Consider the following 24,946-nt stretch of genomic DNA (forward strand, 5'->3'; position numbering starts at 1 on the left):
CAGTTCCACCGCTTCAGCGACCTGGGCACGCGCGGTATAATCCTGGTAGGCTGGAATCGCCACCGCCGCCAAAATACCAATGATCGCTACCACGATCATCAGCTCAATCAAGGTAAAGCCTTTTTGCAGGTGTTTCATAAACCCTCCAAATTGAACAGTAATGGTAATAAAAATTTGTTGCAAGCTTTATGTGAAAGCACAAGGCGTGCCATTTTACTGTACTTAATGATTCTTACAATTCATAAAGATAAAATGAGAAAAGTATCTAAAAGTACCAAAGTGCCGTTTTCCGTCCGATTCGACCCATAATTGAGTCGCGAAACTTACCCCTGTCAAGTTACGACCACTAAGATTAAACCCTTATTTCTGTTATCATCGGTCTCAGATGAATCTCGCTCTTTTGTTGGTTCTGGTGCAACAATTTCACAATTGATATGGCCTCTCGCCAGTGTCCGCTTTTGGCCGATTCGCAACTTGGAGGTAAGCGATCCAAACCGGTCATTCCCTCTGGCTGCTAATCCGGGGCTTTGGTTCGAGCCTCGATCTGGGAGCCAAGGCGAAACTAGAACGTGGGGAAAACGTGGGGAATTGGCGCGCGTTGGCGTGTTCAGGCGAGTGAGGGCGGGCCGTTAGAACAACAAATTAGACGAATAACATCATTAGATTTTCCTATCACTTGTGCGAAGATGATCGAACGATGCGTGAGAACGACGTCTATCTATCGGTGGTAATTCCCGCGTGGAATGGCGGAGAACGCATACATGCGACAATTCACGCCGTAGCTGAGTGGGCTCGGACCCAGGATTTTCGTTCCGAGATCGTCGTAGTCGACGACGGAAGCAATGTAGTGGCGGCAGGATTGCTTTCCGGCCTCGGCGAGAGCGAACCAAAAATCATTGTTCTCCGAAACGCGACCAACCGTGGAAAAGGCAGCAGCGTCGCGCGGGGCATGCTGGCGGCGACGGGAAAGTACCGGGTGTTCATCGATGCTGATCTCGCGTATCCACCAAGCGAAATATCCAGGATCATGCGCGAGCTCGAATTTGGCTGGGATCTGGCCATTGCGTGCCGCACTCTACCGGAGTCACGATACGTGATGAGTCCCGGTCATTTTCATTATCTCTACACCCGCCATCTCATGAGCCGGCTGTACAACAGGATCGCGCAGGTGCTCCTATTGCCCGGCATTCACGATACGCAGGCGGGACTCAAGGGTTTTTCGAGCGCCGCGGCAAGCATCGTTTTTTCCCGGCTTACGATTACACGATTCGGCTTCGATCTTGAGTGCCTGCTCATTGCGCGCGCTCACAACCTCCGGATCATCCAGACTCCGGTGGAATTCCATTATGACAACGAGCCCAGCACGGTGAGGCTCCTGCGCGACGGCGCGGGGATGATTGCCGACCTCGCCAAAGTGCGTTTCAAAGGCTGGCGGGGTGACTATTCCTGACAAAAGGCTGATCATCAATGCCGACGATTTTGGACTATCCGAGGGCGTAAGTCGGGGTATTGTCTTCGCTGCCGAGAATGGAATTGTTACCTCCACGTCGGTGATAGTGAATATGCCGGGATGGAAGGACACCGCGAGCCTGGCGCGCAGCGCGGATTCCCGACTCAGCTTCGGCTTGCATCTGAATCTTGTCGTGGGAAAGCCGCTGACGTCGGTACCGACGTTATTGGACGCGCACACCAGCGAGTTTCTTTCTATCGCCCAGCTTACAATGCGCGCCCTCACGGGCCGGATTGATCCCGCTGATGTTGCCCGTGAGTGCACCGCACAGCTGGAAAGGCTCACTGCGATTCACATCAATGTTACGCACGTTGATAGCCATCGGCACTCGCATGCGCTTCCGCAACTTGCATCCGTTGTTGCGCGGATAGCTCGCGAAAATCGGATCAGATTTATCCGGCGGCCGCTCGAGCCGCTTCCATTCAATCCCGGGAACTGGCGCGCTACGGTGAAAAAGGCTGCTCTCGCGGCGGCTTGGCGCATGCACGGTGGGGATCGTGCCTCCAGCGGCATCGACCACTTCTATGGAATCTCGCTTCAGGGGGAAAAAGATTTCGCCTCCGAGCTCAACGTGCTGATTGACCGCCTTCCGATAGGCACGAGCGAACTCATGGTCCATCCGGGCTACGTTGATGAGGAAGTAGCGGCAGTGGACGGATACACCTCTGAGCGAGCGGCCGAGCTTGCAGCATTGACGTCTCCAGCGCTACGCCAGCGTCTCGATGCCCGTGGAATTACGCTCGTGAATTTTCTCGACCCGTTGGGAGCATCTCGCACGCCACAAAACTGAAAAAATGTGAAACTGCAGAGCGATCCAGCCAAGTGTGCACGGCAGGGCGCGGCGCAAGAGGTCGGGTACGCTTGCTTTGATTACTGCGGCACAAAGATGGATCTCACGGTGGAGCTCAAAACGGTTCTGGTGCAACAACTTCACAACCCTACGACGGCTAGTGGTTGAAAGGTTCCCTAAATCACAATGGATGGTGGACCCGAATCAACTTTGCATCAGAACCCTTTTCGGTTTGTTGCCACCGCTCTCGGCGATCCTGGATCGCCTGGTTGACGAGGCGAAGTTGTGATCTTTGTCATTGACAGGGCGAGGTTGTGAGGGCAATCTCCAAGGTAACCGCTGGCGCGTCCTCCTCAATCGCCAGCTCTTTAAAGCGGCGCTTTGGCTGATCGTGGCCGGCGCCGTTTTTCTTTGGTGGTGGTCCGCATGAGTGGATCCTTCTCGCTAGCGACCGCAGCAGTTGCTAGCGATCTTGCTCGAGGCGACGCTAGCGATTCTGCCGGCGAGCTGCTAGCGTTCTGGTGCGCCTAATGGCACGAATCATTTTTTCTTTAAATTGATCCACAAATGGAATGTCGTCATCGAGGTAATTCCTGATTGCGTGTTTAAGCGGGCTGGCTTTGAACCCGAGCCTGCGGCGCCGGCGGTCGGTAGCCCAGGCTGCTATGCGGTCGCTCGGTGTTGTAGCGCCTGAGCCATTGATCGACGATCACCTGCAGCCCTTTAATCCGTAGAACAGCTTCCCGACAAGGACTCGAACCTCGACCTGCGGATTAACAGGCGCTATAAGTAGCTACTCTTAAACGTAACGTAGCCCGCCCTCATTCGCCAACGCTCGCCGACGTTTGCTGAGTTCCCCACGTTTTCCCCACGTTCTAGTTTCGCCTTGGCTCCCCATTGTGGGCAAAACTGGGCACTGGCAGATGCTAGTGGAACTGGCTTATCGTTCAAGGTGAGGGAGATGGGGCATCCCCAAGGGGCTACCACCGGAGCTTATCCCGAAGCTCAAGACCAGCCGGGCACTGTCTTGAACGGGAACAATCAATTCGCCCGTTTCAATCCAGCGGCCGGCCTGGCTTATAAACCCGTCAAGACACTTACGGCCGTTTCAAGCACCATGTCACACTACGTTACACAACGTTACAAATTTTCTGTTTATCACTCTTATATTTTTTGCAACGATGCGGTATTGTCAACTTAAGTTGAAAATCAGGGTACAGCCTATAATATCTTGACGTTCGGCATCCGTTTCGAACATTATTTGTGGTAGCCGTAAAAGTTAAGTTGACAGTGCCGTGATTACGCATAAGCGACAATCAGGCTTTACCTTGATCGAACTTGTGGTCGTCATTGTTATTTTGGGCATACTTGCTGCGGTGGTTCTGGTGCAAAGTCAGTTCAGGACTACTAGCTGTCGTGTTCGAATGGGCATTTGAACCACAACCCATCGTAGGGTTGTAAAGTTGTTGCACCAGAACCCTTTTGTTTGATGAAAGATAAAAAGCTATGAAGAACATTAAAATAGGTTCGGACATACATCATTGCCTAAAAATATTAGCGGCTCAGAACGATCGGAGTATTTGCGAACTGGTAGAGGCACTGCTGCTGCAGGGGATGAAACAGATTGTGCTCAAGCAGAAGCGTAAAGGGGTGCTCCCCAAGAAGGGGTCACTTATCTCCCGGCTTGTTCAGGCTGCAGAAGAAATTCGGAGGGTGCCGCAAAATGGGCGGCGTAAGCTTCCCAAGCGGTCTAGCTAAAAAGTTCTACACAGATTCATTTTTAGTAGCGGAGGGGTCGCGGCGACCTTGAGCTTCAAACTCCGGCAGCGGAGATGAACAAAAACTGTCCATGTTGAGTCTGGTTTCCGTTGCCCCGTTTGGGGAGCCGATCAAGGCAGCACGACGCACTCTGACCAGCGCCCAGCTTCATCTCTGTTGGCATGCATCGACGGATTCGAACCGACATAATCCAGTGCCCAGATTTGCCCTCTACGGGGAGCCATCTAGGTGCAAAGCTGGGCACATCGTATCTATCCACTTGGCACAAATACTCAACCAGCTCACTCACGCCTCAGGTGCCTCTAATCTTTCTTGTTGTGCTATGCTAATTTTTCGCGCCGCTTCCGCGTGCGCCATCAAATCATTCTCTAAGGAGGCTCCCGAAATGACTATATCATCGGTTTCATTCGCAATTAAGCAGGCGCCAATGGTTGCTGTGGCGACGTTCGCCTGCGCGGTCACGCTCGCACAGGCCGCGGATTTCAAGATCCTGCAACCGCTTGGCGACAAGCCTATGGCGGTGAAAAAGGGTGTCCTGCCGTGGGGTGGATATTACGTCCCGTCAACTCCTGAAACGGTACGTTGGGGAAGTCTGCCGAACGCCGAAGCTAAGCCCGTGCTCACGGTACCGTCGGGAAGCGTGGTCACGTTTGATACCGTTTCGCACGAAGGGATTCTCGAAGATCAAGGCAAGGACCCGGTCAGATATTTCGGCCAGTTCGGCATCAAACCTGGACAGGTGCTGAATGACGCCAAGACGATTGCAGCGTCAAGCGTCGAACACGATTTCGCCAAGGACGGTCCGCACATCGTGACCGGGCCGGTCGAAATTGAAGGCGCGAAAACAGGCGATGTGCTCAAGGTTGAGATTCTGTCGCAACAATTCCGTGTTCCTTACGGTGTCATCTCCAACCGCCATGGCAAGGGCGCCTTGCCGGGCGAATTCCCGGAAAACATAGGGCCTGAAGACGGCGCGGATGCGGCACATCCAGACCTTTACCACAACGTTTCTGTTTTCGTGCCTATCCAGCAGACAGACGGCAAATGGTACGCGGTAATCAAAGACGAAGGCGGCGTTACAGCACGCTTTCCGCTGCAGCCGTTCAACGGTCTCTTCGGTGTAGCGGTCAACACCAGGGAGAAGCCACATTCGGTTCCACCGGGCGAATACGCCGGAAACATGGACTTGAATGAACTCACCATCGGCGCGACGCTCTACATCCCGATTCAGGTTGACGGCGCACTGTTCTACGCCGGTGATCCGCACTTTGTGCAGGGCGACGGCGAAGTGGCGCTTACTGCTGTGGAAGGCTCGTTGCGCTCAACATTTCGGCTCACCGTGCTGCACGCAGGCGACCCCGCTCTGCCGATGCAGGCGCCGATGAAGAATCCGTTTGCGGAAAACTCGAAATACTGGATTCCCATCGGGCTCAACGCCGACCTGAATGAAGCAATGAAAGATGCGACGCGCCAGACGATTCAGTTTCTGAGCCAGAAGATCGGGATGGATCGTGCTGCGGCATTAGCCTATACAAGCGCCGCAGTGGACTTTGAAGTAACCCAGGTGGTTGATAAGGTCAAAGGCGTGAACGGCATGATTCGGAAATCCGATTTCCATGCCGGGCCGCGGCGGGCCTATCCTGCGGCCGGAAAATAACACTCTAGGAGTCAGAGACGAATTATTTTTAAAGCGATTAAAATTTTACTTCCAGCATTTAGCGTTCGCAAAAAATGCTGAGCTGACCGGCCTTTTCTGTACCAGGTTGAACGTAGTAGGGTTCAATTTATGAAGCGCTGGCGAACGACCGCTTCTGGCCGAAAGCGGGCGTTCGCCTATGTCTGCTTTCAGCCAACGGCGGGCGCCGGCCGAATTCGCTTTACTGGCGCGGGCGAGCTTATCTCAGTAAAGTTAAACAACGCCGAAAAATTCTAATCCGCATTGGATCAAGGTTCGGGAACAGCTCATTGATATGAGTTGCACTCTTTCAAAAAATGGTACGAACGTTCAGCACCTCGAGGGTTGACGCGCTTCCAGTGATGGTGCCAGTTTTTAAGTGGTTCGCAATGTACTTTCATCAATGATTGGTTGGGGATTCGTTGGTGTTTTGTAGGTAGTTTGTAGGCGTTTTGTAGAACGCTTGTACCCTTTTAGTAGGCTTACGGTACGCCAACACGGGCACTTTTATGCGGTTTATATCGGCACTAGATTTATTGGATATTGCAACTATGCCGCTGAAATCACTGGAAACGCAGCCAGTAGATCGAGCTGTAGGGGAAATGTACGGGAAATGTACGGGAAATGTAGAAAAAACGAAGTTAAATAGTCGGTTTTTTGCGAACAGATCCCTCGTTATTAGTGCATAGGGAGATATTCCTGCAACTAGGTGCGCAGCATCAGCACATGAACTGGAAGTGAACAACGGCAATTCTCCATTTCACCGCATCTTCCCTATTCTTGACAGGTCCTTGTGCAGTCAGGTAGCCTGTTATCAGCTCGCTGAATCAACTATGTGATAGTTCAGCCGAGTCACGCGGCGGGAAGATCCCTATGATTTAATCCCCCGAGGAAAGCCGCGGCGCTTGATGAGCAAGTGTATTCAAGCATGAGGTCCTACCTCTAAGGCTACGGATCGCCTGATCCGATGGTTGACCGGTGCTAACTCTTGATGACAAGAACAGAGCCCGGCCAATCGGTTGCGGGAGATTGTGTCTCCCAAGACCAGGCAACGGGGCGCGTACCACTCTATTTCAGTCATTGTTGCGGCTGGGAGCGGTACGCAAGTAAATCTCCATTTACACGCTTGCCCCTCTCCCTGCCGCGGGAGAGTTGACCATGCGTTCCTGCCGCAAGGCAGAGGTATCGGGCAAACGTTCGGTTATCGAACGGCCCGATGCCTTCCAACTGTGTTTTAACGTGCCCGCCGAAGCAATGGCGGACTCGGTCCTGCGCGTCTGGTAGCCATGAATACGCTCACCCTCAAGGAAGCCGCGAAGTTCCTGCACATCCACCCCGTTACCCTGCAAGAGAAGGCGCGCGCGGGTGAGATTCCGGGAGCCAAGGTTGGCAAGTGCTGGGTTTTTCTTGATGTTGACCTGGTGCAATACCTACGCTCAAAATATCGACAGCGGGCGTTGCAGGGTGAACATAAGGAGGTTCATAAATGTCACTCTACAAACGCAAAGGCTCACCGCACTGGTGGGTTAGATTTACCCACAACGGACAGCGCATACAGCAAAGTACTGGGACTGAAGACAAACTGAAGGCCCAGGAGTATCACGACAAGCTGAAGGCGTCCCTGTGGGTTCAACAGAGGCTCGGTGCAAGGCCGAGCCACAGTTGGAACGATGCAGTAGTGAAATGGCTGCAGGAGACAAGCCACAAAGCCACGCATGAAACTGATATCAGCAGGCTGCGTTGGCTCGATAAGCACTTGGGCGGTATGTCGCTGGAGTCGATCACGCGCGAAACCATTGCCAAAATAGGCGAGATCAAAGCACGTGAATCGAGCGAAGCGACTGCAAACCGCAGTGTGGCGCTTATCCGGGCGATTCTCAGAAAAGCGGTATTTGATTGGGAATGGCTTGATCGAGTGCCCAGGGTGCGGTTGTTCAAGGAACAGACGCGCAGAATCAGGTGGATTACTCGCATCGAAGCAGAACGGTTGCTGAGTTTTCTGCCGGCGCACCAAGCGGACATGGCCCGCTTCGCTCTTAATACCGGGCTAAGGCAAGCCAATGTCACGGGCTTGGAGTGGTCGCAGATCGACATGTCGCGCCGTGTGGCTTGGGTGCACGCTGACCAGGCGAAAGCGCGAAAAGCGATTGCGGTTCCGTTGAACGATGAGGCAGTTGAAGTGATACGGCGGCAAATCGGCAAACACCCTCAACGTGTGTTTTCCTATCGCGGCCGGCCGGTGAAACAGGTCAACACCAAGCTTTGGCACAAAGCATTGCGCAAAGCCGGTATTGAAAACTTCCGCTGGCATGATCTTCGACATACCTGGGCAAGCTGGCACGTGCAAGCTGGAACACCGATCTACGAGCTTCAGGAACTGGGCGGTTGGGAATCTGCAGAGATGGTGCGCCGTTACGCTCACTTGGCACCTGAGCATTTAGCAAAAGCTGCCGCAAGAATTATGCCGATTGGTACAAAAATGGCTACAGTAGAAAAGCAAAAAGGTGCAGCGTAACGACTAAGTTGTTGAACGATTGGCGCGCCCTACTGGATTCGAACCAGTGACCTTTGGCTTCGGAGGCCAACACTCTATCCACTGAGCTAAGGGCGCGTATTGATTGGTGTTTTAAACGCTTACAGTTTAGCGTTTTCCCTTGCAAGCGTCTATGACTGCCGCACGATTCCCGCTATAATTACGGCTTTTTCAGGCAGGGATTTTCCATGAGCGACGAGCATACCTCGCCCATCCAGACGCCCAAACAATTGATTGCGGTGGTTCTGGCCGCTTTTCTGGTTCCCGTCTTTACCTTCATTTTTATTTCGCAACTGGTGGTGGGCAGTTTCGGCGACGTGAGCAAAAACGATCCGGCGATGTCGCCGGAAGCAGTGGCCAAACGCTTGAAGCCGGTTGGTGAAGTCGTAGTGGCGGACACTGTCGTTGGAGCCGCAAATCAATCCGCGGTAAGATTCAACGAGCCCGTCCCTGTGCAGCCCGCACCGGTCGCAGCTAATATTGTTGCTGTCAACGGCAAGGCGGTGTTTGAAGCCAACTGCGCCGTATGCCATGTGCCGGGCGTGACGAATGCGCCGAAGTTTGGCGACAAAGCGGCCTGGGCCCCGCGCATTAAGACCGGAATTGACAATCTTTACCGTAGCGCGCTCAACGGGAAAAACATCATGCCCGCCAAAGGCGGCAACGCCGCATTGGCCGATGCCGAAGTCAAAGCCGCAGTGGATTACATGGTCAGCCAGTCAAAATAAATCCACGTGCATATAAGACAGGCGCAGAATTCAATCTGCGCCTTTTTTGCTTCGGCATAACCATGCGCTTCGCGAATGGTTAGCCTCCGACACAATAAGCCCGCTTCCGCGGGCGTATTGTCTTTGTCATTTTCCGGTTTGGATATTATCTTTGTTCTCAACCTTTCCAGCCTGACTTCTACCTAATGGCAACTTACGCAATCGGTGACATCCAGGGCTGCTTCAGCGCCTTGCAGCGGCTGCTAGACAAAATTCATTTTGACGAATCCTGCGACCGGCTGTGGTTTGTCGGCGATCTGGTGAACCGCGGCCCGGATTCGCTGGCAACGCTGCGTTTCGTGAAAAGCCTGGACGAACGCGCGATCACGGTGCTTGGCAATCATGATCTGCATTTGCTGATGGTCGCCGAAGACCGCGCCAAGACCCACAAGAACGACACTTTACAAGGCGTGCTGGATGCGTCCGACCGCGAAGAATTGCTGGATTGGCTCAGGCGCCAGCGCATGATGCATGCGGAAAACGGCTACGCCATGGTGCATGCCGGCCTGTTGCCTTCGTGGTCAGTGGGAAAGGCGCTCTCCCTGGCGCACGAAGTCGAAGAAGCATTGCGTGGAGAAAATTATCGCGAACTGGCGGCGCGCATGTATGGAAATCAACCCGCACAATGGCGCGATGATTTAAGCGGGATGAATAGACTGCGCGTCATCATCAACGCCATGACCCGGCTGCGCGTGTGCACTCAGGACGGCGTGATGGAATTTGCGCACAATGGAAAACCCGAAAACGCGCCGCCTGGATTCATACCGTGGTACGACGTGCCTGGACGCGCGAGCCGGGACACCGTAATTATTTGCGGGCACTGGTCAGCGCTGGGTCTTGTTCTACGCGAGAATCTTGTGGCGCTGGACACGGGCTGCTTGTGGGGAGGAAATCTGACTGCTGTGTGTCTGGAAAACCGCCGGGTATTCCAGGCTTCCTGTGACGAACAGCAAGCCCCAACTGGCTGGCAATAGCCGCTTCCGCGGCGCGCGCGAGCTCCCTGCGGTTTTTCCCTTCCGCCGCAATCGGTCCGGCGAATATCAGTTCCGCACCCATCTCGCGCTGCGCCAGAATTTTCAGCAGTGAACCCAACAAACTCATATCGTCCACATACGCCGCCTCGGTGTTGATCACACCGTCCCGATTCACAAAAGTATCGCCACCGGATACACCCTCGCCTGCGCCAGCACCGCGGGCTCGAGCAGTGAAGAATGAAAAGCGCGCAGGTAAGTACCGTCAGTGGTCGTGCTCTCGGGAAAAACCGCGATGCAATCGCCGTTGATGAGCGCCTGGCTGATATTCTGATTGATGCGCGCGGTATCGCGGCGCTTCGCGCGCTCGATAAACAAAGTACCGGCCTTTTCGCACAGCCATCCTATCAACGGCCAGGTACGCACTTCCGCCTTGGCGACGAAACGCGCCGGATACTGGATATAGAGCAGGTAAATATCCAGCCAGGAAATATGGTTGGCGACCAGCATGGAGTCGCGCGGCAGGATTTCAGGCGGATTACCCCGGATTGCAAGCCGGATATTCAGGATGTCGAAAAGCTTTAACGACCAGCGCTTGAGCGTTTGCGCTTGCCGTGCCTTGCTGAAACTGGAAAAGAAAACCGCAAGCCACACGGCGTAGAGGAAATGCGCAATAAGCCGCGCCAAGCGGTGGCAGCGGGTGAAGATGCCGGTTGGGCTGCTTATCTTTTGATTCTATCAGGCAAACCGGACAACCAGGCCGGACGCGTTGCCCAAGCGCCCTCGGATAGGATTTATTACTAGTGCGCGACTCGAGAGACGCCGCCGCCGGCAATGATGCGTACGCGCTCGCCGGGCCTGAATTGTTCATCCGCTTCCTGGGTGATGGCGACGGTGTTGCCACTGTCCAGTTTCACGACGATTTCCAAACCGTCCTTGCGCGTGACCGCTTCTTCGGCCGCGGAGCCCACGATCCCGCCCGCCACGGCGCCGATTATCGCCGCCACCGCGCTGCCTTTGCCGCTGCCCACCGTGCTACCGGCGACGCCGCCGACTGCGCCGCCCGCCACCGTGCCGATCGGAGTCTTGGTGCCCTCGATCCTCACTGGGCGCACGCTTTCCACCGTGCCGTTTCTGACGTTTTGCTCCTGACGCGCCTGGCCGCGCGAATAAGCGCTGCCGGAGAGGCTTTGCGCACAGCCGCCCAACAGCATGCCGGTTGCGAGCAAGGCAATCAACAAAGACAAGTTTTTCATTCGAGCCTCCTGAATCTACCAGATATTCGTCCCGAAATGCCGTCGGTACAACACCCCGATCTCCGCGCGGTTTGCGCTGTGGTTCTGGCCGCCACGCCGTGCAATTTTAATCGCTCCCATCAACGAAGCAAGCCGCCCAATGGTCCCCCAATCCATACCCTGGGCAATCCCGTAGAGCAAGCCGGCGCGGTAGGCATCGCCGCAACCGGTGGGATCCACCACTGCCTCCGCTTTAACGCATGGAATCTCGATGCGTTTACCCCCGGCATAGATCAAGGAGCCGCAAGCACCCAATGTGACAACCAGGGCTTTGACAAGTTTTGCCAGTTCCTCAATTTTTTTGCCAGTCTTCTCCTGCAAAAGCTGCGCTTCGTAATCGTTCGCCGTGACAAAATCGGCTTGATTGATGAAATTGAGCAATTCCCCGCCGTCAAACATCGGCAAGCCTTGGCCGGGATCGAACACAAACGGGATGCCCTGCTCATGAAATTCGCGCGCATGCTGCAGCATGCCCTCGCGGCCGTCGGGTGAAATGATGCCCAGTTTCACGCCATCCGCATCCGACACATGATTGTAATGTGAGTAGTTCATCGCGCCTGGATGAAACGCGGTGATTTGGTTGTCGTCGAGGTCGGTGGTGATGAAGGCCTGCGCAGTAAACGTGTCCGGCACCTGGCGCACGTGCTTTTGCGAGAGCTTGAGCTTCTCCAAGCGGTAGGCATAAGGCTGATAGTCTTCGCCCACGGTGGCCATGATGAGCGGATCGCCACCCAGCACTCTCAGGCTGTAAGCGATATTGCCGGCGCAGCCGCCGAATTCGCGGCGCATGTCCGGTACCAGAAACGAGACATTAAGAATGTGAATCTGCTCGGGCAGAATGTGGTTCTTGAAATAATCCTTGAACACCATGATGGTGTCGTAGGCGATTGAGCCGCAAATCAGCGTACGCACACTAGCCCCTCGGGCTTAAGGAAAATTAAACGGGGGTAATGATAACACGGCACCTTGATCGCACTCCGGGCCGTGTCGTCAATTACATCGCGGCTTTTTGCAGTATTGGCTCTGCGATTCGCCGGGCGTGATTAAGTTCGGCGAGGAGGTCTTTGAGAGGGGGGATATTATCGTCGCGCTCGATCATGGTCGAGACCGGGCCGAAGCGTCTGACGGCTTGCTCATAGAGCGCCCACACCGGGTCAATGATCGGATGGTCATGGGTATCCACGATGTAATTTCCACAGTTCTGATGCCCCGCCAGATGAAATTGCTGCACCCGCTCGATGGGGATGCCGTTGAGATAGTCCTCGGGGTCAAAGCCGTGGTTGAAGCTGCTCACATAGATGTTGTTGATGTCGAGCAGGATTAAGCAGTCGGCTTGCTCTGCGATATGGGTTAAGAACTCCCACTCGGTGAGTTGGGACTGCCTATAGGTGACATAGCTTGAGACGTTTTCCAAAAGAATCCTTCTGCCCAGGTAATCCTGAACCTGCTTGACTCTATCTGTCACATGCTGAATGGCTTCCTCGGTATAGGGTAGCGGCATCAAATCATGCAGGTTTAATCCGCCTACGCCCGTCCAGCATAAGTGGTCGGAGATCCATTTGGGCTCGATTCGGTCGGCCAAGGATTTAAGTTGTTTGAGGTAATCCGGGTTTAAGGGATCCGAGCCGCCAATCGAGAGCGACACGCCATGCATGACCACCGGGTAATCGGCACGAACCCGATCCAGGTAATACAAGGGTTTGCCACCTGGCACCAGGTAGTTCTCGGACAGAACCTCAAACCAATCCACTGCTGGACGCGTAGACACAATCTCCTCGTAGTGGGGGATGCGCAGACCCAGGCCAAAACCTAAATACTCGGGCTTGCGGGATTTGGGAGTAAGGCGGGACATGGGGAGTGAAAGAAAACGGACACCTGGTCATGAAGTGCCCGTTATATGAGATTACGAACCTTTAATTTGCTTACAAGCCTTGGCGTCCAGCGCAACAAAGCCTTGACCCTTGCAGACGTCAACGCCGGCGCAGGCTAAGGCAATGCCTGTGAGTTTCTTAACTGCGGTCATGGTTCAGTCTCTAATTGAAATACTCAAGTTGAATGGGATGGATCGATAACTTTACCACTTGTTTCCCTGGCCGGCTTTAAGAGACTTTAGTTATGGACCCGGCTGGCTTCACTTAGCTTTCGCGCACTCATCGGCCCCCATAAACACAAAGCCATGCCCTTTGCAGGTGTTTTGCCCTTTGCAGGAGCTGGTCGCGGTCTTGCAATCACTCAAGCCCTTGCAGCCGTTGACGCCGGCGCAGGCCACTTTGCCCGAAGATCCGTAGCTTCCTGATTCAGTAGCACACCCGGCAACAAACACGCTGGCGGCTGCCACTGCCAATGCGATGCCCGAAATTCTCTTAACTGCGTTCATGGTATAACCTCCTTAAGATTAGATTGGAACCCATACCGGAATTAAGGCCTTTTGTTAGCCCCAGGCCTTGTGTGGGCAGACCGGCTTCCCGCACCCCACCCCATTGCCTTGATACGTAATGCAAAAGGAAGCGGATGTAGCCAGACAACTGTTGGTCGCATCACAGGGGCTCACCTTACATTATAGGAAACGGTTTTGTGCCGTCTAGGCAAACAGCACCAGCGCCCAGACCAAGGGGACGTTAATCAAACTGATAAACACGGCGGCGCTGCCTAAGTCCTTGGCACGCTTGGCCAAGGGATGCCGCTCCATGGAAATGCGGTCCACCACCGCTTCGATGGCCGAATTGACCAGCTCGACAATCAAGACCAGCAGCACGCTGGCGAGCATCAGCGCGTGACCCACGCCGCTCGCCGGGAGCCACCCGGCGAGCGGTATCAAAATAACGGCGAGCAGGACTTCCTGGCGAAACGCGGTTTCGTTTTTGAATGCAGAGACAAGCCCGTCGCGCGAATAAAGGAATGCGTTCCAAATGCGGGCGAGGCCGGTTTTGCTTTTCTGCGGGTGGTCCGGGGTTTCCATGGCGCTTCGGCTAATGCTGCGTCTGCAGCCGGCTTAACGAGCCCGCTTTGATGTCCGGCACCGGAATGAATTTCTCGCTGGCATCGGGCGTGATGTCCACCGCCCGGGGTCTTGCCTTGTCCGGCGCGAACAAGGCGATTAAATTTAACCGCCGGTAATCCATCTCGTCCTCCCGGACCCGGTGTTATCGCAGCGCTTTCAGCGCCGCGTCGTAATTCGGCTCGTTCTTGATTTCCGGCACCATCTCTGCGTGCAGCACTTTGTCGTCGCCGTCGAGCACCACCACCGCGCGCGCAGTCACCCCCCCAAGCGGCGAATCGGTAATCGCTACGCCGTAGTTTTTCATGAACTCCGCGCCGCGCATGGTGGAAAGGGTCATCACATTGTTCAAGCCTTCAGCGCCGCAAAAGCGTGCTTGCGCAAACGGCAAATCGGCGGAAATCACCAGCACCACGGTATTGTTGAGCTTGTTCGCCTCTTCATTGAATCGGCGCGTGGATTTCTGGCAGGTCGGGGTATCGAGGCTGGGTACGATGTTGAGCACTTTGCGCTTTCCCGCGAAATCCTTGAGGCTCACATCCTTGAGATCCTTGTTAACCAGCTTGAAATCCGGCGCCTTCTGACCTACGGCCGGGAAATGGCCTGCGACTGTGATGGGATTGCCTGCGAGAGTGACTTTTGCCATGACGGGTTCTCCTTAATTTAATTGCCTGAAATAAAAAAGCAGATTTCGTAAAGTATGCCTTGCATGTAAGGCGCGCGCAACCAAGCATATTTTTATGATCAACTCGCTTATTGATAGAACAGGAACAAACGGTAACCGGAAGGCTCGAGGTCGCCGCTGTCGATAAAAAGCTTGGTGGTGAATTCGTTGTTCGCTTCCATGCCGCGGTTCGCATCCACGCCGCCCGCCAGATAGTCCGCGGGAGTGAGCACGCGGCGCGCCACCATCTGGGCCTGAGTATTGGTAAAAGTGAGTTCCAATGCCGGATAGGCTTGGGCGAACGGCGCGCGATTGCGCAGCGTGGCGGTGAGGATGATGAGGTTCGGCCGCTGCGGGTCGGCCTGCAAATCGGAGGCTTCGATGCTTATCCATTCGGCATAGCGCGGCAAATCCACCGCGCACTGCAACAGCTCGCAATAGCGCTGCAAAAAGGGCTTGGTTTCGGGATAGTAAGCGGCAATCGGCACGCGGAAAAAATAAGCCGCCTGCGCCGCCAGCATGAGAAGCAGCAGCAACGCAGCGGCAGACCAGGCGATTGTTTTGGCTGGACTGTGTTCTGCTTTCTCCAAAGCCTCGTCGGTGAATTTGAGCGGTTTCGCCTGCTTGCCGCTCACCTTGGTTTGCAGTTTGGGTACCGTTTCCGGGGCGCTGGTTTTCTGCGGCATGCTGCGCGCTTGCAGGACGGTTTCGCGCAGAGCACCCGGCGCATCGTCCAGCGTGGCAAGGCTGTCGAGGGCGTTGAAAATTTCCGCGCACTGGCCGCAGCGCACTCGGCCCTCGCCCGCCCGCAAATCCTCGTGCCGCACCCGGAACGTGGTGTGGCAGCTTGGGCAAGTGGTGACCATGCTCATCGCGCTCACCTCTTGGTTCCGGCTAGACACACCCAACCGGAATCTTCATCCGCCTTACGCATGCCAAACCATTGCAGATAAGCCTCTTCGACTTCGCGCGCCTGGTCGGTGAGAATGCCGGATAACACGATGGCGCCGCCGCATCGAGTGGCTTGCGCAAGCAGCGGTGCTAGCAGCTTCAACGGATTGGCCAGGATGTTGGCGAGCACCACATCGGCCTCGAACAGCGGCAACTCGTTTGGAGTATAAAACTCTGCATCGACTTTATTCTGCCGTGCATTGGTCCTGCTCGAGTCAAGCGCTTGCGCGTCGCAGTCCACGCCCACCGCACGTTGCGCGCGGAGTCTTTTAGCCGCAAGGGCAAGAATCCCGGACCCGCAGCCGTAGTCAAGCACCTGTTCCCCACCTTTGAGATGCGCATCCAGCCAGTTTAAGCACATACGGGTGGTCGGATGGCTGCCGGTGCCAAACCCCAGACCGGGGTCAAGAATGAGATTAAGCGCATAAGCATCAGGCACAGCATGCCAAGTCGGCACCACCCACAGGCGCGGCGAAATCTGCATCGGCGCAAACTGCGACCGCACCAAACGCACCCAATCCCGGTCCGGCACATCGGCAACAGTAAACTTGGGGTGAACGAGATGCGCTGTGAGCGACGCGGTTTTGACGATGGCGGTGATATCCACGCCGGCGGGAAACAGGCCGTTTACCCGGCTGGACTGCCATAGGGTCGGGGACGACTCGCCCGGTTCGTCGAAAACCGGCTGCTCATCCGGGGTTCCGGCATGGGCATCGGAAACGTCCACGGACAGCGCACCCAGTTGCAGCAGCACCTCGCTCAGGATTTCGGCTTGTTCCGCATTCGCTTCGAGAGTAAGCGACAGCCAGTTCATTGTTGTATCCAAGACCGCAGTTTTCATTGATTCTTTTTGTATCCAGCCAATTTCTGTTCCAGATAATGAATGCTGGTCCCCCCGCGCAGGAAAGCGGCGTCCAGCATCAGTTCCTGATGCAGCGGGATGTTGGTCTTGATGCCTTCGACGATCATTTCCGAAAGAGCGATGCGCATGCGCGCTATCGCCTGCGCACGCGTATCGCCATAGGCAATCAGCTTGCCGATCATCGAGTCATAATACGGCGGCACGAAATAATTCTGGTAGACGTGGGAGTCCATGCGTATGCCCGGACCGCCGGGTGTGTGATAGGAAGTAATCCGCCCTGACGAGGGAACGAATTTGTACGGGTCTTCGGCGTTGATGCGGCATTCGACGGCGTGTCCTTTCAGCGCCACGTCCTTCTGCCGAATACGCAATTTTTCTCCCGCTGCAATGCGGATTTGTCCCTGCACCAAGTCGATGCCGGTCACCATTTCGGTGACCGTGTGCTCGACCTGCAGGCGCGTGTTCATTTCGATGAAATAAAACTCGCCGTTTTCGTAGAGAAATTCAAACGTGCCGGCGCCGCGGTAGCCGATCTTGCGGCAGGCGTCGGCACAGCGCTCACCGATTTTACCGCGCTGCTTCGGATGCAAATTCGGCGCGGGCGCCTCCTCGATGATTTTCTGGTGCCGTCGCTGCATCGAGCAATCGCGGTCGCCCAGGAAAATGGCATTGCGATACTCGTCGGCGAGCACCTGAATTTCGATGTGACGCGGATTTTCAAGGAATTTCTCCATATAAACGGTGGGATTGCCGAAAGCGGCTTGCGCTTCGGAACGCGTCATCGCCACTGCGTTCATCAGGGCCGCTTCGGTATGCACCACGCGCATGCCGCGTCCCCCGCCGCCGCCCGCCGCCTTGATGATCACGGGGTAGCCGACAGTGCGCGCGATTTTCACGATTTGCTCGGGTGAATCGGGAAGGCTGCCGTCCGAACCCGGCACGCAGGGCACGCCCGCTTTCTTCATCGCCGCCTTGGCGCTCACCTTGTCGCCCATCAGGCGAATCGTTTCCGGACGCGGGCCGATGAAGACGAAGCCGCTCTTCTCCACGCGCTCGGCGAAATCGGCGCTTTCAGATAGGAAGCCATAACCGGGATGAACCGCCTCAGCGTCGGTCACTTCCGCGGCGCTGATGATGGCGGGAATGTTGAGATAGCTCTGGTCGGATGGCGCCGGGCCGATGCACACCGATTCGTCAGCAAGCTTCACATACTTGGCTTCGGCATCCGCCTCGGAATGCACGGCCACGGTCTTGATGCCCATTTCGCGGCAGGCGCGCTGGATGCGCAGGGCGATCTCACCGCGATTGGCAATCAGAATTTTTTCAAACATGTGAAAAACCGGGGGGAGTAAAAAGTGAGGCGTGAAGTGTAAAAGCAAAAATAAGCGCGGAATAAGACTGAAGCCCCTGAGCAGTTAGCAGGGTGTTGAAGAACTCCACGGGGCCGCGGCGTCGGCTTTCCGGGATGGGATGCGCGAAGCGAGCCGCGTCGAATAGCCGTTGCATATTCGCTAGGCGAGCGACAAAGCAGACCACCCGGAAAGCCACGCCCCATTCGGGTTTGCACGAAAATGCCCATCTGCTGCGTTGCGCTCCTCGGCATCGTAGTCCGGGCTACGACCTTCGTCGCGCGCCTTGCATCTGGGCATTTTCGTGTCAAACGCGGCTCCCGGAGAGTTTTTCAACACCCTGTTAACTCCTCGCTTGTCACTCCTTACTCCTTACCCAATAACGAACAGCGGTTCGCCGTATTCCACCGGCTGGCCGTTCTCTGCCAGGATTTCCTTGATCACCCCGGCGCGGTCCGCTTCGATTTCGTTAAGCAGTTTCATCGCCTCGATGATGCACAGCGTGTCACCGGCATTGACCCGCTGCCCGACTTCGACAAACGCTTTGGCGCCGGGGCTGGCCGAGCGGTAGAAGGTGCCGACCATCGGCGATTTCACCACATGCCCCTCAGGTTCGGCGGGCGCTGCCGGCGCACCGGCAGCCGCGGTTACTGCAGGGGTTGCGGGTTGGACGACGGTTGCACTTGCTGGCTGCGCAACGGGAGTCACGGTGGCCTGCACCGATGACTGGCTTACCCGGCTGATGCGAACTTTTTCCTCGCCTTCGGTGATTTCCAGTTCGGCAATCCCCGACTGCTCCACCAGATCGATCAGCTTTTTAAGTTTTCTTAAATCCATAGCTGGCCTCTACCAATGTGTGAGCCCCAAAGCTCGAGAAGAACCGCGTTGACGCAGCGGGACGGCTTCAGAGACTCATGTTTGCAGGGCGAACTCAAACGCCAGCTCGTAACTCTTAGCGCCGAGACCGCTAATCACCCCTACCGCCAGGTCGGAAAAATATGAATGGTGGCGGAAGGATTCGCGGGCATGAATATTTGAAAGATGAACTTCGATAAAAGGGATTTTCACTGCGGCGAGCGCGTCGCGGATGGCAACGCTGGTGTGGGTATATGCCGCCGGGTTGATGATGATGAACTCCACCCCTTCCTTGCTTGCCTGCTGGATGCGTTCCACCAAGGTGTTCTCGGCGTTGCTCTGGAAACAGGTGAGCCTGGCGCCCGCCTGTTTGGCGCGTTCCTTAAGGCGAACATCAATCGCCTCGAGGGTGTCGTGACCGTAATGTTCCGGCTCACGGGATCCCAGCAGATTTAAATTGGGGCCGTGCAGAACCAGGATATTTTTCATACACCAAAGTTTGCACAATTTCGTCTAAATTGTCCACTTTTTCGCTGAACTTCGCCGAAATTACGGCAAAATGCTTGAAGGTAATGCTGGGTTTTTAGAGCAGAGGGGTGATTATGGCGTCGAGCTTGGCCTGCGTCAATCCGCCTAGCTGGGTGCTGACGATCTTGCCCTTACGGTCGAGAATAGCGGTGAACGGCAGTGCCCCGGCACGATTGCCGGCCTTGCGCGACAACTCCATGGCATCGAGATCCCCCAGCAAAACCGGGTAGTTAATGCCTACTTCCTTAATATAGGCTTCCACTGCGTCCTTTTTATCCAGGGCCACCCCGACGAAAACCAGTCCGCGGTCGCGATATTTGTCTTGAATCTTCACGAACTGGGGGATTTCCTCACGGCAAGGCGGGCACCAGGTCGCCCAAAAATTGACCACCAGCACCTTGCCCCGCCACTGCGCCAGATCCTGATTTTGCCCGTTGAGGTCTGGAATATTGGCGGCGAACAGCGCTTGGGCATCTGCTTCCGCCACTGCCGGCGCCTTAGCTTGCCAGCCGAAAAACATGCCGGCGCCCAAGGCCAGAACCGCAACAGCAAAAAAGAGGAGCGCGCGCTTGCCCATTTATTTCAAGACCGCGCCTAGAGTGGCGATGAATTTTTCCGGGCTCTGATAGCCGACCACCCGCACGCCCTTAATCTCATTTCCCTGCTTATCGAAAAACAGGGTTCCCGGCGGACCGAACAACCCAAAGCGTTTCATCATGGCGGCATCCTCCGCGGTATTCGCCGTCACATCGGCCTGCAGCAAAACGACATCTTTGAGTTTGGCTTGCACCGCGGGGTCGGTAAAAGTGAAGCGCTCCATTTCCTTGCATGACACGCACCAGTCAGCGTAAAAATCGTACATGACATATTTGCCTCCGGCTTGCGCTACCACCTGATCAAGTTCCGCATTGCTTTTGACGCGTTGGAATTTGAGCCCCTGCACGGGCTGGGTGGGGCCGTTAAGCTGGGCCAGTGGCCGCAATATATCGCGCCCGCCAGAGAACACGCCAACTAAAAGTGCAATTCCTGCGACCAGGGCGATGATGCCGATTCCTTTCCCCAGTCGCGCGTAGCCCAACGCTTCAGCAGGTAGCGGATCGACGGCTTTCAGGTACACCGCCCAGACGATCAGCAGTGTCGCCCACAAAGCCATGTGTACTTGCGGCGAAATTAATGGTGAAATGATCCAGATCGCCACACCGAGCAGCAGCACCCCGAAAAACCGTTTCACCGCATCCATCCACGGGCCCGCCTTGGGCAAGAACGTACCTGCGGAAATGCCCACCGCCAAGAGCGGCACACCCATGCCCAGCGCCATGGCAAACAAGCTCGAGCCCCCCAAAACAACATCGCGCGACTGACTGATATAAAGCAGCGCGCCTGCAAGCGGCGCGGCCACGCAGGGGCTTACAATCAGCGCGGAAAGCCCGCCTATGACGAACGCACCGGCAAGATTGCCAGCTTTGATGCGATTCGCCGCATCATTCAATCTCCCTTGAACGGAGGCGGGAAGCTGCAGCTCATACCAACCAAACACGGACAGCGCAAGAGCTACGAAAAGCGCGGCAAACGCACCGAGCACCCAGGCGTTTTGCAGCGCGTTGGAAAGCAGCGTTCCGCTCAAGCCCGCCGCCACGCCGGCGACGGCGTAGGTAATCGCCACGCCCAGCACATAGGCTCCGGACAACGCCAGTCCGCGGGCCTTGGTCATTGTTTGTTTCTGCCCAACGATGATGCCGGAGAGAATCGGGATCATCGGAAACACGCAAGGCGTAAATGCCAGCAACAAGCCAAAACCGAAAAAGCTTGCGACGATAAACCAGAAGCTTCCGCCTTTAAGCAAATTGGCGATTTGCGATGATTCATCGTTGGCAGCCGGGTCATTGGAACTAAGCAGCGGGCTGGGCGATGCGGCGGCTTTCAGGCCCTGCAGGCTGGCGATTGGGGCGGGAGCAGCAGACAACCGGCTGGTTGCGGCAACCAGACTCAGATGCGCGCTCTGCTCAAGCGGGGTGTAGCACACGCCCGCATCGGCACAGCCTTGCGACACCGCTTTCAGGGTCAACGTCTGGCTTGGTCCCAGCGCTTGCTTAAGCGGCAGCTTGATTTTGAGGTCACGCCGATAGGTTTCGACGCGCCCGAAAAACTGGTCCTGATGCATTTCGCCCGCCGGTATCTGCGGCTTGCCCAGGGAAAATCCCGCCGGCTGCACTTCAAACCGGAAACGCTCGCGATACAGGTAATAACCGTCGGCGATTTGATAGCGGATTTCGATATTGCCGGGGTCGAGCATTTGCGCCGAAAAACGGAACGCCTTTTCCGGCTCGAGCAATTCCGGCTCCGCCGCGCGCGCAAGCAGGGAAAACAGCATCAGCAAAAAGAACAGCAGACGCATGTCACAGGAATGAAACTAGTTGTTTTTGACGGGCAGCGTCTCCGCCACGATCCATTCCAGATAGGCTGCCGATCCGGTGGTTATAGGGACAGCAATCAACTCGGGAAGTTCGTAAGGATGGTGCTGTTTTACCAGCTTTTCCACTTGAGGAAAATGCGTTTTGATGGTTTTGATGAAAACCGGCACTTCGGGCGCGGTTTCGATTTTTCCCTTCCAGCGGTAAATCGATGTGCATTCAGCCATGACATTGATGCATGCCGCAAGCCGTGCCTCCACGAGTTTGTTCGCGAGTTTGAAAGCAGACTCGCGATCGGGAAGATTGGTGATGACGAGAATCGCCTCGGGTTTCATGGTAATCCGGGTTTGAGTTTGCGCCTATTCTACCCGGTTCCGGACCATTCAGAGACGCCCGTGTCGCGGGCCGTGTGGCGGACTAGTTTTGAGGTGCGACTGAGCTTAACACCCCGCTTGCGAGGAGTTTTCTGCCAATGCTTTGAAACGCGGCAAGGTATGCGCTTTGAAACGCGCATTCATAGCCGCTGACAATGGCGCCGACCTCGGAACTCGACTTGAACGTGCCCAGTTCTTCCCCGCCGGGTAGATACGCGGTGACGCTCACGTCGGCATAGAACACTTTCATCAAGGGATTGAATGAGCCCTTACCGCTTACTTTGATAATCACATCCGGCGTCGGCATCTGCTCGCGCGGCAGAACCTGGGAGACCAAGGGCGCGAAAGCGTCAAGCGCTGCGTTGCGCACCAGCCGCCCTTCTGGATAGTAGATCTCAGTGTAATAGTAATAGTGCGAGGTCCATTGCGTGAGCTGCTCCGGCGTCATGTCCACGGCAAGGCGGATGGGCAACGGGTCGTCGGCCGTGGCGGCGGGATTATCCGGCAAGGTGGGCGCGACACCACACCCTGCCAGCAAGGTGAGCAGCAGGGCGGAAAACGTTTTTAAGACAGGGGGTGTCATGGCACTGATACAATATCCGTAAGACGAAACGGCGCCAATTAAGTTCAGTGCCGCCGGTCGCGGGCTTGCGCCGCGGCAATGCCATCAGCGACCACTGGATAATGCAATTTCACTTGCAGCTCGCGCTTCATGCGCCGGTTGGCAAGCCGCCTTGATTCCTGCATGAAGGAAAGCAGAGTTTCAGACAGCTCTTGCCCCGCTTCGGCTTGCGGAATGCGCGGCGGGCGCGGCAAGCCGAAGGAGTCCGCGACCAAATCGAAATAATCGCCCATCTTGAGCTCCGAATCGTCGCTGGTGTTGTACACCCTTCCCGGTCGCCCCAGGCGCAGCGCGGCAATTACAATGCGCGCCAAGTCATCGGCGTGGATGTGATTAGTGTAGGCGTCCTGATCCGGGAGCAGCGCCGGGGTTCCGCTTTTTAAACGCTCAAACGGCAAGCGGTCTTCGGCGTAGATCCCCGGCACGCGCAAAATGCTCACGCGCACGCCGCTGCGCATTCCCCAATCGCGGACCCGGCGCTCGGCGTCGAGGCGGCGCCTGGCGCGCTCGGTCTGGGGTTTGAGCGGCCGCGTTTCGGGAACGATTTCGCCGCCGCAATGGCCATACACACCGCTGGTACTGATGTAGATGAGGCGATGTGGTAAAATTTTTCCCTTGGTCAGCGCGGCAAGCAGATGCGCGGTGCGCGTGTCGCGGGTGCCGAGTGAAGGCGGCGGAGCAAAATGTACCACGTCATGCGCTAGGCCGCCGAGCATGGTGAACGTCTCCGGCTTATCGAGGTCTCCGGGAATCGGCGTAATGCCGTACGTGCGCAGTAAATCGAAGCGCGCGGGCGAATGCGAAAGCGCATAGATGCGATAGCCACCGCGAAGTTGACGCACCATGCGCAGGGCAATATCGCCGCAGCCGACAATCAAAAGCCGTCTCATGCTGTTAATTGTAGAATAAATTTTAGAATGATGGCGGGTCACCACTATAAGAGGCGGTAAATCCCGCCTTAAGGATTTGAGTTAATGCCCTTCCAGATCACTATCAAGCCCAGCGAACACGTCTTTTCCGTCGGGCCCGGCGAAGCGATACTCGAAGCCGCCTTGCGCCAGGGCTTTGCCCTCCCCTACGGCTGCCGCAACGGCGCCTGCGGCTCGTGCAAAGGCAAAATCCTGCAGGGCACGGTGGATTACGGCGTTTATCAGGAAAGCGCGCTGAGTAGCGTGGAAAAACACGCCGGCATGGCGCTCTTCTGCCAGTCCAAGCCACAAAGCGATATGGTTATCGAATGCCGTGAAATCAACGCGGTCAAGGACATTCAAATCAGGAAACTGCCGTGCCGCTTGCAGAAAATGGAGCGGCCGGCGGACGATGTCATGGTGCTTTACCTCAAGCTTCCCGCGAATGAGCGCTTACAGTTCCTCGCCGGCCAGTACATTGACATTCTCATGAAGGACGGCAAGCGCAGAAGCTTCAGCATGGCCAATCCGCCGCATGACGACGAGCATATCCAGTTGCACGTCCGCAATATCGTCGGCGGGGCATTCACCGACTATGTATTCAATAAAATGAAAGAGCGCGAAATCTTGCGCTTCGAAGGGCCGCTCGGCACGTTTTTTCTACGCGAGGATTCCGACAAGCCGATTATCTTCGTCGCCAGCGGCACCGGCTTCGCCCCCATCAAGGGCATCATCGAGCACGCGTTTTACAAAAGCATAAAGCGGGAAATGGTGCTGTATTGGGGCGCGTGCATCCCGCCTGATTTATACATGCGCGAACTGCCGCTGCTCTGGGCCAGGGAGCACACCAACTTCCGCTTCATCCCGGTGCTTTCAGAAGCCCGGCCCGAGGACGAATGGCATGGCCGCTCCGGTTTCGTTCACCGGGCGGTGATGGAAGATTTTACGGACATGAGCGGCTTTCAAGTCTACGCCTGCGGCGCGCCGGTGATGGTGGACGCCGCGCGCTGCGATTTCACTTCGATGTGCAACCTGTCGCTCGAAGAGTTTCACTCGGACGCGTTTACTTTTTCCAACGATCCCAAGCCGGCTGCCTGAACCGCC

Annotated in this window: 29 protein-coding genes, 1 tRNA gene and 1 pseudogene; 8 read left to right on the forward strand and 23 right to left on the reverse strand. The window is 55.9% G+C overall.

From position 1 onward, the window contains the following. The coding region (locus tag VHE58_02915) for a pilin (protein HVS26238.1) at positions 1 to 138 on the reverse strand (138 nt) is incomplete at its 3' end. Positions 139 to 697: 559 nt separating this feature from the next. On the opposite strand from VHE58_02915, the gene VHE58_02920 reads away from it, so the two are divergent. After that, complete coding sequence (locus tag VHE58_02920) at positions 698 to 1,450, forward strand: glycosyltransferase (protein ID HVS26239.1); 753 nt, start codon at positions 698 to 700, stop codon at positions 1,448 to 1,450. Then, complete coding sequence (locus VHE58_02925) at positions 1,437 to 2,300, forward strand: ChbG/HpnK family deacetylase (protein HVS26240.1); 864 nt, start codon at positions 1,437 to 1,439, stop codon at positions 2,298 to 2,300. The genes VHE58_02920 and VHE58_02925 overlap by 14 nt, the downstream gene beginning before the upstream one ends. A 605-nt stretch (positions 2,301 to 2,905) precedes the next feature. On the opposite strand, the pseudogene VHE58_02930 reads toward VHE58_02925, so the two are convergent. Further along, positions 2,906 to 3,016 (reverse strand): annotated as a pseudogene (locus VHE58_02930) (integrase core domain-containing protein). Positions 3,017 to 3,640: 624 nt separating this feature from the next. On the opposite strand from VHE58_02930, the gene VHE58_02935 reads away from it, so the two are divergent. Continuing rightward, on the forward strand, positions 3,641 to 3,736 hold the full coding sequence (locus VHE58_02935) for a hypothetical protein (GenBank protein ID HVS26241.1): 96 nt from the start codon (positions 3,641 to 3,643) through the stop codon (positions 3,734 to 3,736). Positions 3,737 to 4,515: 779 nt separating this feature from the next. Further along, positions 4,516 to 5,736 carry an acetamidase/formamidase family protein gene (locus tag VHE58_02940; GenBank protein ID HVS26242.1) on the forward strand — a complete coding sequence of 407 codons (1,221 nt, stop codon included), beginning with the start codon at positions 4,516 to 4,518 and terminating at the stop codon, positions 5,734 to 5,736. A gap of 1,136 nt (positions 5,737 to 6,872) precedes the next feature. Here VHE58_02940 and VHE58_02945 read toward each other — a convergent pair. Next, positions 6,873 to 7,181: a hypothetical protein gene (locus VHE58_02945; GenBank protein HVS26243.1), complete on the reverse strand. Its 309-nt coding sequence runs from the start codon at positions 7,179 to 7,181 to the stop codon at positions 6,873 to 6,875. Between the two features lie 59 nt (positions 7,182 to 7,240). Here VHE58_02945 and VHE58_02950 point away from each other — a divergent pair, with 59 nt between their 5' ends. Then, positions 7,241 to 8,269: a site-specific integrase gene (locus VHE58_02950; GenBank protein HVS26244.1), complete on the forward strand. Its 1,029-nt coding sequence runs from the start codon at positions 7,241 to 7,243 to the stop codon at positions 8,267 to 8,269. A gap of 20 nt (positions 8,270 to 8,289) precedes the next feature. On the opposite strand, the gene VHE58_02955 is transcribed toward VHE58_02950, so the two are convergent. Next, positions 8,290 to 8,365, reverse strand: a tRNA-Arg gene (locus VHE58_02955). Positions 8,366 to 8,475: 110 nt separating this feature from the next. Here VHE58_02955 and VHE58_02960 point away from each other — a divergent pair. Beyond that, entirely contained in the window at positions 8,476 to 9,015 is a 540-nt protein-coding gene (locus tag VHE58_02960; protein ID HVS26245.1) for a c-type cytochrome, read from the forward strand. A 185-nt stretch (positions 9,016 to 9,200) separates the two neighbouring features. Then, complete coding sequence (locus tag VHE58_02965; protein ID HVS26246.1) at positions 9,201 to 10,028, forward strand: symmetrical bis(5'-nucleosyl)-tetraphosphatase; 828 nt, start codon at positions 9,201 to 9,203, stop codon at positions 10,026 to 10,028. 171 nt (positions 10,029 to 10,199) lie between these two features. On the opposite strand, the gene VHE58_02970 is transcribed toward VHE58_02965, so the two are convergent. From VHE58_02970 to VHE58_03060, 19 genes are all read right to left on the reverse strand, one after another. After that, positions 10,200 to 10,712 (reverse strand): lysophospholipid acyltransferase family protein, encoded by a 513-nt coding sequence (locus tag VHE58_02970; GenBank protein HVS26247.1) that lies wholly within the window; start codon positions 10,710 to 10,712, stop codon positions 10,200 to 10,202. A gap of 113 nt (positions 10,713 to 10,825) precedes the next feature. Beyond that, the gene (locus tag VHE58_02975) at positions 10,826 to 11,281 is read right to left on the reverse strand and encodes a glycine zipper 2TM domain-containing protein (protein HVS26248.1); all 456 of its coding nucleotides are present in this window, start codon (positions 11,279 to 11,281) and stop codon (positions 10,826 to 10,828) included. Positions 11,282 to 11,296: 15 nt separating this feature from the next. Then, entirely contained in the window at positions 11,297 to 12,232 is a 936-nt protein-coding gene (locus VHE58_02980) for a carbohydrate kinase family protein (GenBank protein HVS26249.1), read from the reverse strand. Positions 12,233 to 12,314: 82 nt separating this feature from the next. Further along, on the reverse strand, positions 12,315 to 13,172 hold the full coding sequence (locus VHE58_02985) for a DUF692 domain-containing protein (GenBank protein ID HVS26250.1): 858 nt from the start codon (positions 13,170 to 13,172) through the stop codon (positions 12,315 to 12,317). A gap of 279 nt (positions 13,173 to 13,451) precedes the next feature. Further along, positions 13,452 to 13,697 carry a hypothetical protein gene (locus tag VHE58_02990; protein HVS26251.1) on the reverse strand — a complete coding sequence of 82 codons (246 nt, stop codon included), beginning with the start codon at positions 13,695 to 13,697 and terminating at the stop codon, positions 13,452 to 13,454. Between the two features lie 204 nt (positions 13,698 to 13,901). Next, entirely contained in the window at positions 13,902 to 14,279 is a 378-nt protein-coding gene (locus VHE58_02995; protein ID HVS26252.1) for a diacylglycerol kinase, read from the reverse strand. A gap of 10 nt (positions 14,280 to 14,289) precedes the next feature. Further along, positions 14,290 to 14,442, reverse strand: coding sequence for a hypothetical protein (locus VHE58_03000; protein HVS26253.1), 153 nt, complete (start codon positions 14,440 to 14,442; stop codon positions 14,290 to 14,292). Between the two features lie 21 nt (positions 14,443 to 14,463). Next, positions 14,464 to 14,964 carry a thiol peroxidase gene (tpx, locus tag VHE58_03005; GenBank protein ID HVS26254.1) on the reverse strand — a complete coding sequence of 167 codons (501 nt, stop codon included), beginning with the start codon at positions 14,962 to 14,964 and terminating at the stop codon, positions 14,464 to 14,466. 107 nt (positions 14,965 to 15,071) lie between these two features. Next, positions 15,072 to 15,854, reverse strand: coding sequence for a DUF3426 domain-containing protein (locus VHE58_03010; protein HVS26255.1), 783 nt, complete (start codon positions 15,852 to 15,854; stop codon positions 15,072 to 15,074). A gap of 5 nt (positions 15,855 to 15,859) precedes the next feature. Then, positions 15,860 to 16,747: a 50S ribosomal protein L11 methyltransferase gene (gene prmA / locus VHE58_03015; GenBank protein ID HVS26256.1), complete on the reverse strand. Its 888-nt coding sequence runs from the start codon at positions 16,745 to 16,747 to the stop codon at positions 15,860 to 15,862. Positions 16,748 to 16,770: 23 nt separating this feature from the next. After that, positions 16,771 to 18,126, reverse strand: a complete 1,356-nt coding sequence (gene accC, locus VHE58_03020) for an acetyl-CoA carboxylase biotin carboxylase subunit (protein HVS26257.1) — start codon at positions 18,124 to 18,126, stop codon at positions 16,771 to 16,773. A 180-nt stretch (positions 18,127 to 18,306) separates the two neighbouring features. Further along, positions 18,307 to 18,444 carry a hypothetical protein gene (locus VHE58_03025; GenBank protein HVS26258.1) on the reverse strand — a complete coding sequence of 46 codons (138 nt, stop codon included), beginning with the start codon at positions 18,442 to 18,444 and terminating at the stop codon, positions 18,307 to 18,309. Between the two features lie 72 nt (positions 18,445 to 18,516). Beyond that, complete coding sequence (gene accB / locus VHE58_03030; protein ID HVS26259.1) at positions 18,517 to 18,981, reverse strand: acetyl-CoA carboxylase biotin carboxyl carrier protein; 465 nt, start codon at positions 18,979 to 18,981, stop codon at positions 18,517 to 18,519. Positions 18,982 to 19,056: 75 nt separating this feature from the next. Next, on the reverse strand, positions 19,057 to 19,488 hold the full coding sequence (aroQ, locus tag VHE58_03035; GenBank protein HVS26260.1) for a type II 3-dehydroquinate dehydratase: 432 nt from the start codon (positions 19,486 to 19,488) through the stop codon (positions 19,057 to 19,059). Between the two features lie 94 nt (positions 19,489 to 19,582). Next, the gene (locus VHE58_03040) at positions 19,583 to 20,104 is read right to left on the reverse strand and encodes a redoxin family protein (protein ID HVS26261.1); all 522 of its coding nucleotides are present in this window, start codon (positions 20,102 to 20,104) and stop codon (positions 19,583 to 19,585) included. After that, complete coding sequence (gene dsbD, locus VHE58_03045) at positions 20,105 to 21,922, reverse strand: protein-disulfide reductase DsbD (protein HVS26262.1); 1,818 nt, start codon at positions 21,920 to 21,922, stop codon at positions 20,105 to 20,107. A gap of 15 nt (positions 21,923 to 21,937) precedes the next feature. Further along, the gene (gene cutA / locus VHE58_03050; protein ID HVS26263.1) at positions 21,938 to 22,273 is read right to left on the reverse strand and encodes a divalent-cation tolerance protein CutA; all 336 of its coding nucleotides are present in this window, start codon (positions 22,271 to 22,273) and stop codon (positions 21,938 to 21,940) included. Between the two features lie 82 nt (positions 22,274 to 22,355). After that, positions 22,356 to 22,895: a hypothetical protein gene (locus VHE58_03055; GenBank protein HVS26264.1), complete on the reverse strand. Its 540-nt coding sequence runs from the start codon at positions 22,893 to 22,895 to the stop codon at positions 22,356 to 22,358. A 44-nt stretch (positions 22,896 to 22,939) separates the two neighbouring features. Then, complete coding sequence (locus VHE58_03060) at positions 22,940 to 23,824, reverse strand: SDR family oxidoreductase (GenBank protein HVS26265.1); 885 nt, start codon at positions 23,822 to 23,824, stop codon at positions 22,940 to 22,942. Between the two features lie 84 nt (positions 23,825 to 23,908). Between VHE58_03060 and VHE58_03065 the strand changes: the two genes are divergently transcribed. Beyond that, entirely contained in the window at positions 23,909 to 24,940 is a 1,032-nt protein-coding gene (locus VHE58_03065; protein ID HVS26266.1) for a CDP-6-deoxy-delta-3,4-glucoseen reductase, read from the forward strand. Positions 24,941 to 24,946 lie beyond the last annotated feature (6 nt).

Source organism: Burkholderiales bacterium (assembly GCA_035543335.1).
GTDB lineage: Bacteria > Pseudomonadota > Gammaproteobacteria > Burkholderiales > JAHFRG01 > JAHFRG01.

Coding starts and splice junctions, on each gene's coding strand:
- accB (HVS26259.1), bottom strand. CDS start 18,981: ATGGATTTAAGAAAACTTAAAAAGCTGATCGATCTGGTGGAGCAGTCG.
- aroQ (HVS26260.1), bottom strand. CDS start 19,488: ATGAAAAATATCCTGGTTCTGCACGGCCCCAATTTAAATCTGCTGGGA.
- VHE58_02975 (HVS26248.1), bottom strand. CDS start 11,281: ATGAAAAACTTGTCTTTGTTGATTGCCTTGCTCGCAACCGGCATGCTG.
- cutA (HVS26263.1), bottom strand. CDS start 22,273: ATGAAACCCGAGGCGATTCTCGTCATCACCAATCTTCCCGATCGCGAG.
- VHE58_02965 (HVS26246.1), top strand. CDS start 9,201: ATGGCAACTTACGCAATCGGTGACATCCAGGGCTGCTTCAGCGCCTTG.
- VHE58_03055 (HVS26264.1), bottom strand. CDS start 22,895: ATGACACCCCCTGTCTTAAAAACGTTTTCCGCCCTGCTGCTCACCTTG.
- accC (HVS26257.1), bottom strand. CDS start 18,126: ATGTTTGAAAAAATTCTGATTGCCAATCGCGGTGAGATCGCCCTGCGC.
- VHE58_03010 (HVS26255.1), bottom strand. CDS start 15,854: ATGAGCATGGTCACCACTTGCCCAAGCTGCCACACCACGTTCCGGGTG.
- dsbD (HVS26262.1), bottom strand. CDS start 21,922: ATGCGTCTGCTGTTCTTTTTGCTGATGCTGTTTTCCCTGCTTGCGCGC.
- prmA (HVS26256.1), bottom strand. CDS start 16,747: ATGAACTGGCTGTCGCTTACTCTCGAAGCGAATGCGGAACAAGCCGAA.
- VHE58_03060 (HVS26265.1), bottom strand. CDS start 23,824: ATGAGACGGCTTTTGATTGTCGGCTGCGGCGATATTGCCCTGCGCATG.
- VHE58_02990 (HVS26251.1), bottom strand. CDS start 13,697: ATGAACGCAGTTAAGAGAATTTCGGGCATCGCATTGGCAGTGGCAGCC.
- VHE58_02985 (HVS26250.1), bottom strand. CDS start 13,172: ATGTCCCGCCTTACTCCCAAATCCCGCAAGCCCGAGTATTTAGGTTTT.
- VHE58_03000 (HVS26253.1), bottom strand. CDS start 14,442: ATGGATTACCGGCGGTTAAATTTAATCGCCTTGTTCGCGCCGGACAAG.
- VHE58_02995 (HVS26252.1), bottom strand. CDS start 14,279: ATGGAAACCCCGGACCACCCGCAGAAAAGCAAAACCGGCCTCGCCCGC.
- VHE58_02920 (HVS26239.1), top strand. CDS start 698: ATGCGTGAGAACGACGTCTATCTATCGGTGGTAATTCCCGCGTGGAAT.
- VHE58_03040 (HVS26261.1), bottom strand. CDS start 20,104: ATGGGCAAGCGCGCGCTCCTCTTTTTTGCTGTTGCGGTTCTGGCCTTG.
- tpx (HVS26254.1), bottom strand. CDS start 14,964: ATGGCAAAAGTCACTCTCGCAGGCAATCCCATCACAGTCGCAGGCCAT.
- VHE58_02950 (HVS26244.1), top strand. CDS start 7,241: ATGTCACTCTACAAACGCAAAGGCTCACCGCACTGGTGGGTTAGATTT.
- VHE58_03025 (HVS26258.1), bottom strand. CDS start 18,444: ATGCCCAGATGCAAGGCGCGCGACGAAGGTCGTAGCCCGGACTACGAT.
- VHE58_03065 (HVS26266.1), top strand. CDS start 23,909: ATGCCCTTCCAGATCACTATCAAGCCCAGCGAACACGTCTTTTCCGTC.
- VHE58_02960 (HVS26245.1), top strand. CDS start 8,476: ATGAGCGACGAGCATACCTCGCCCATCCAGACGCCCAAACAATTGATT.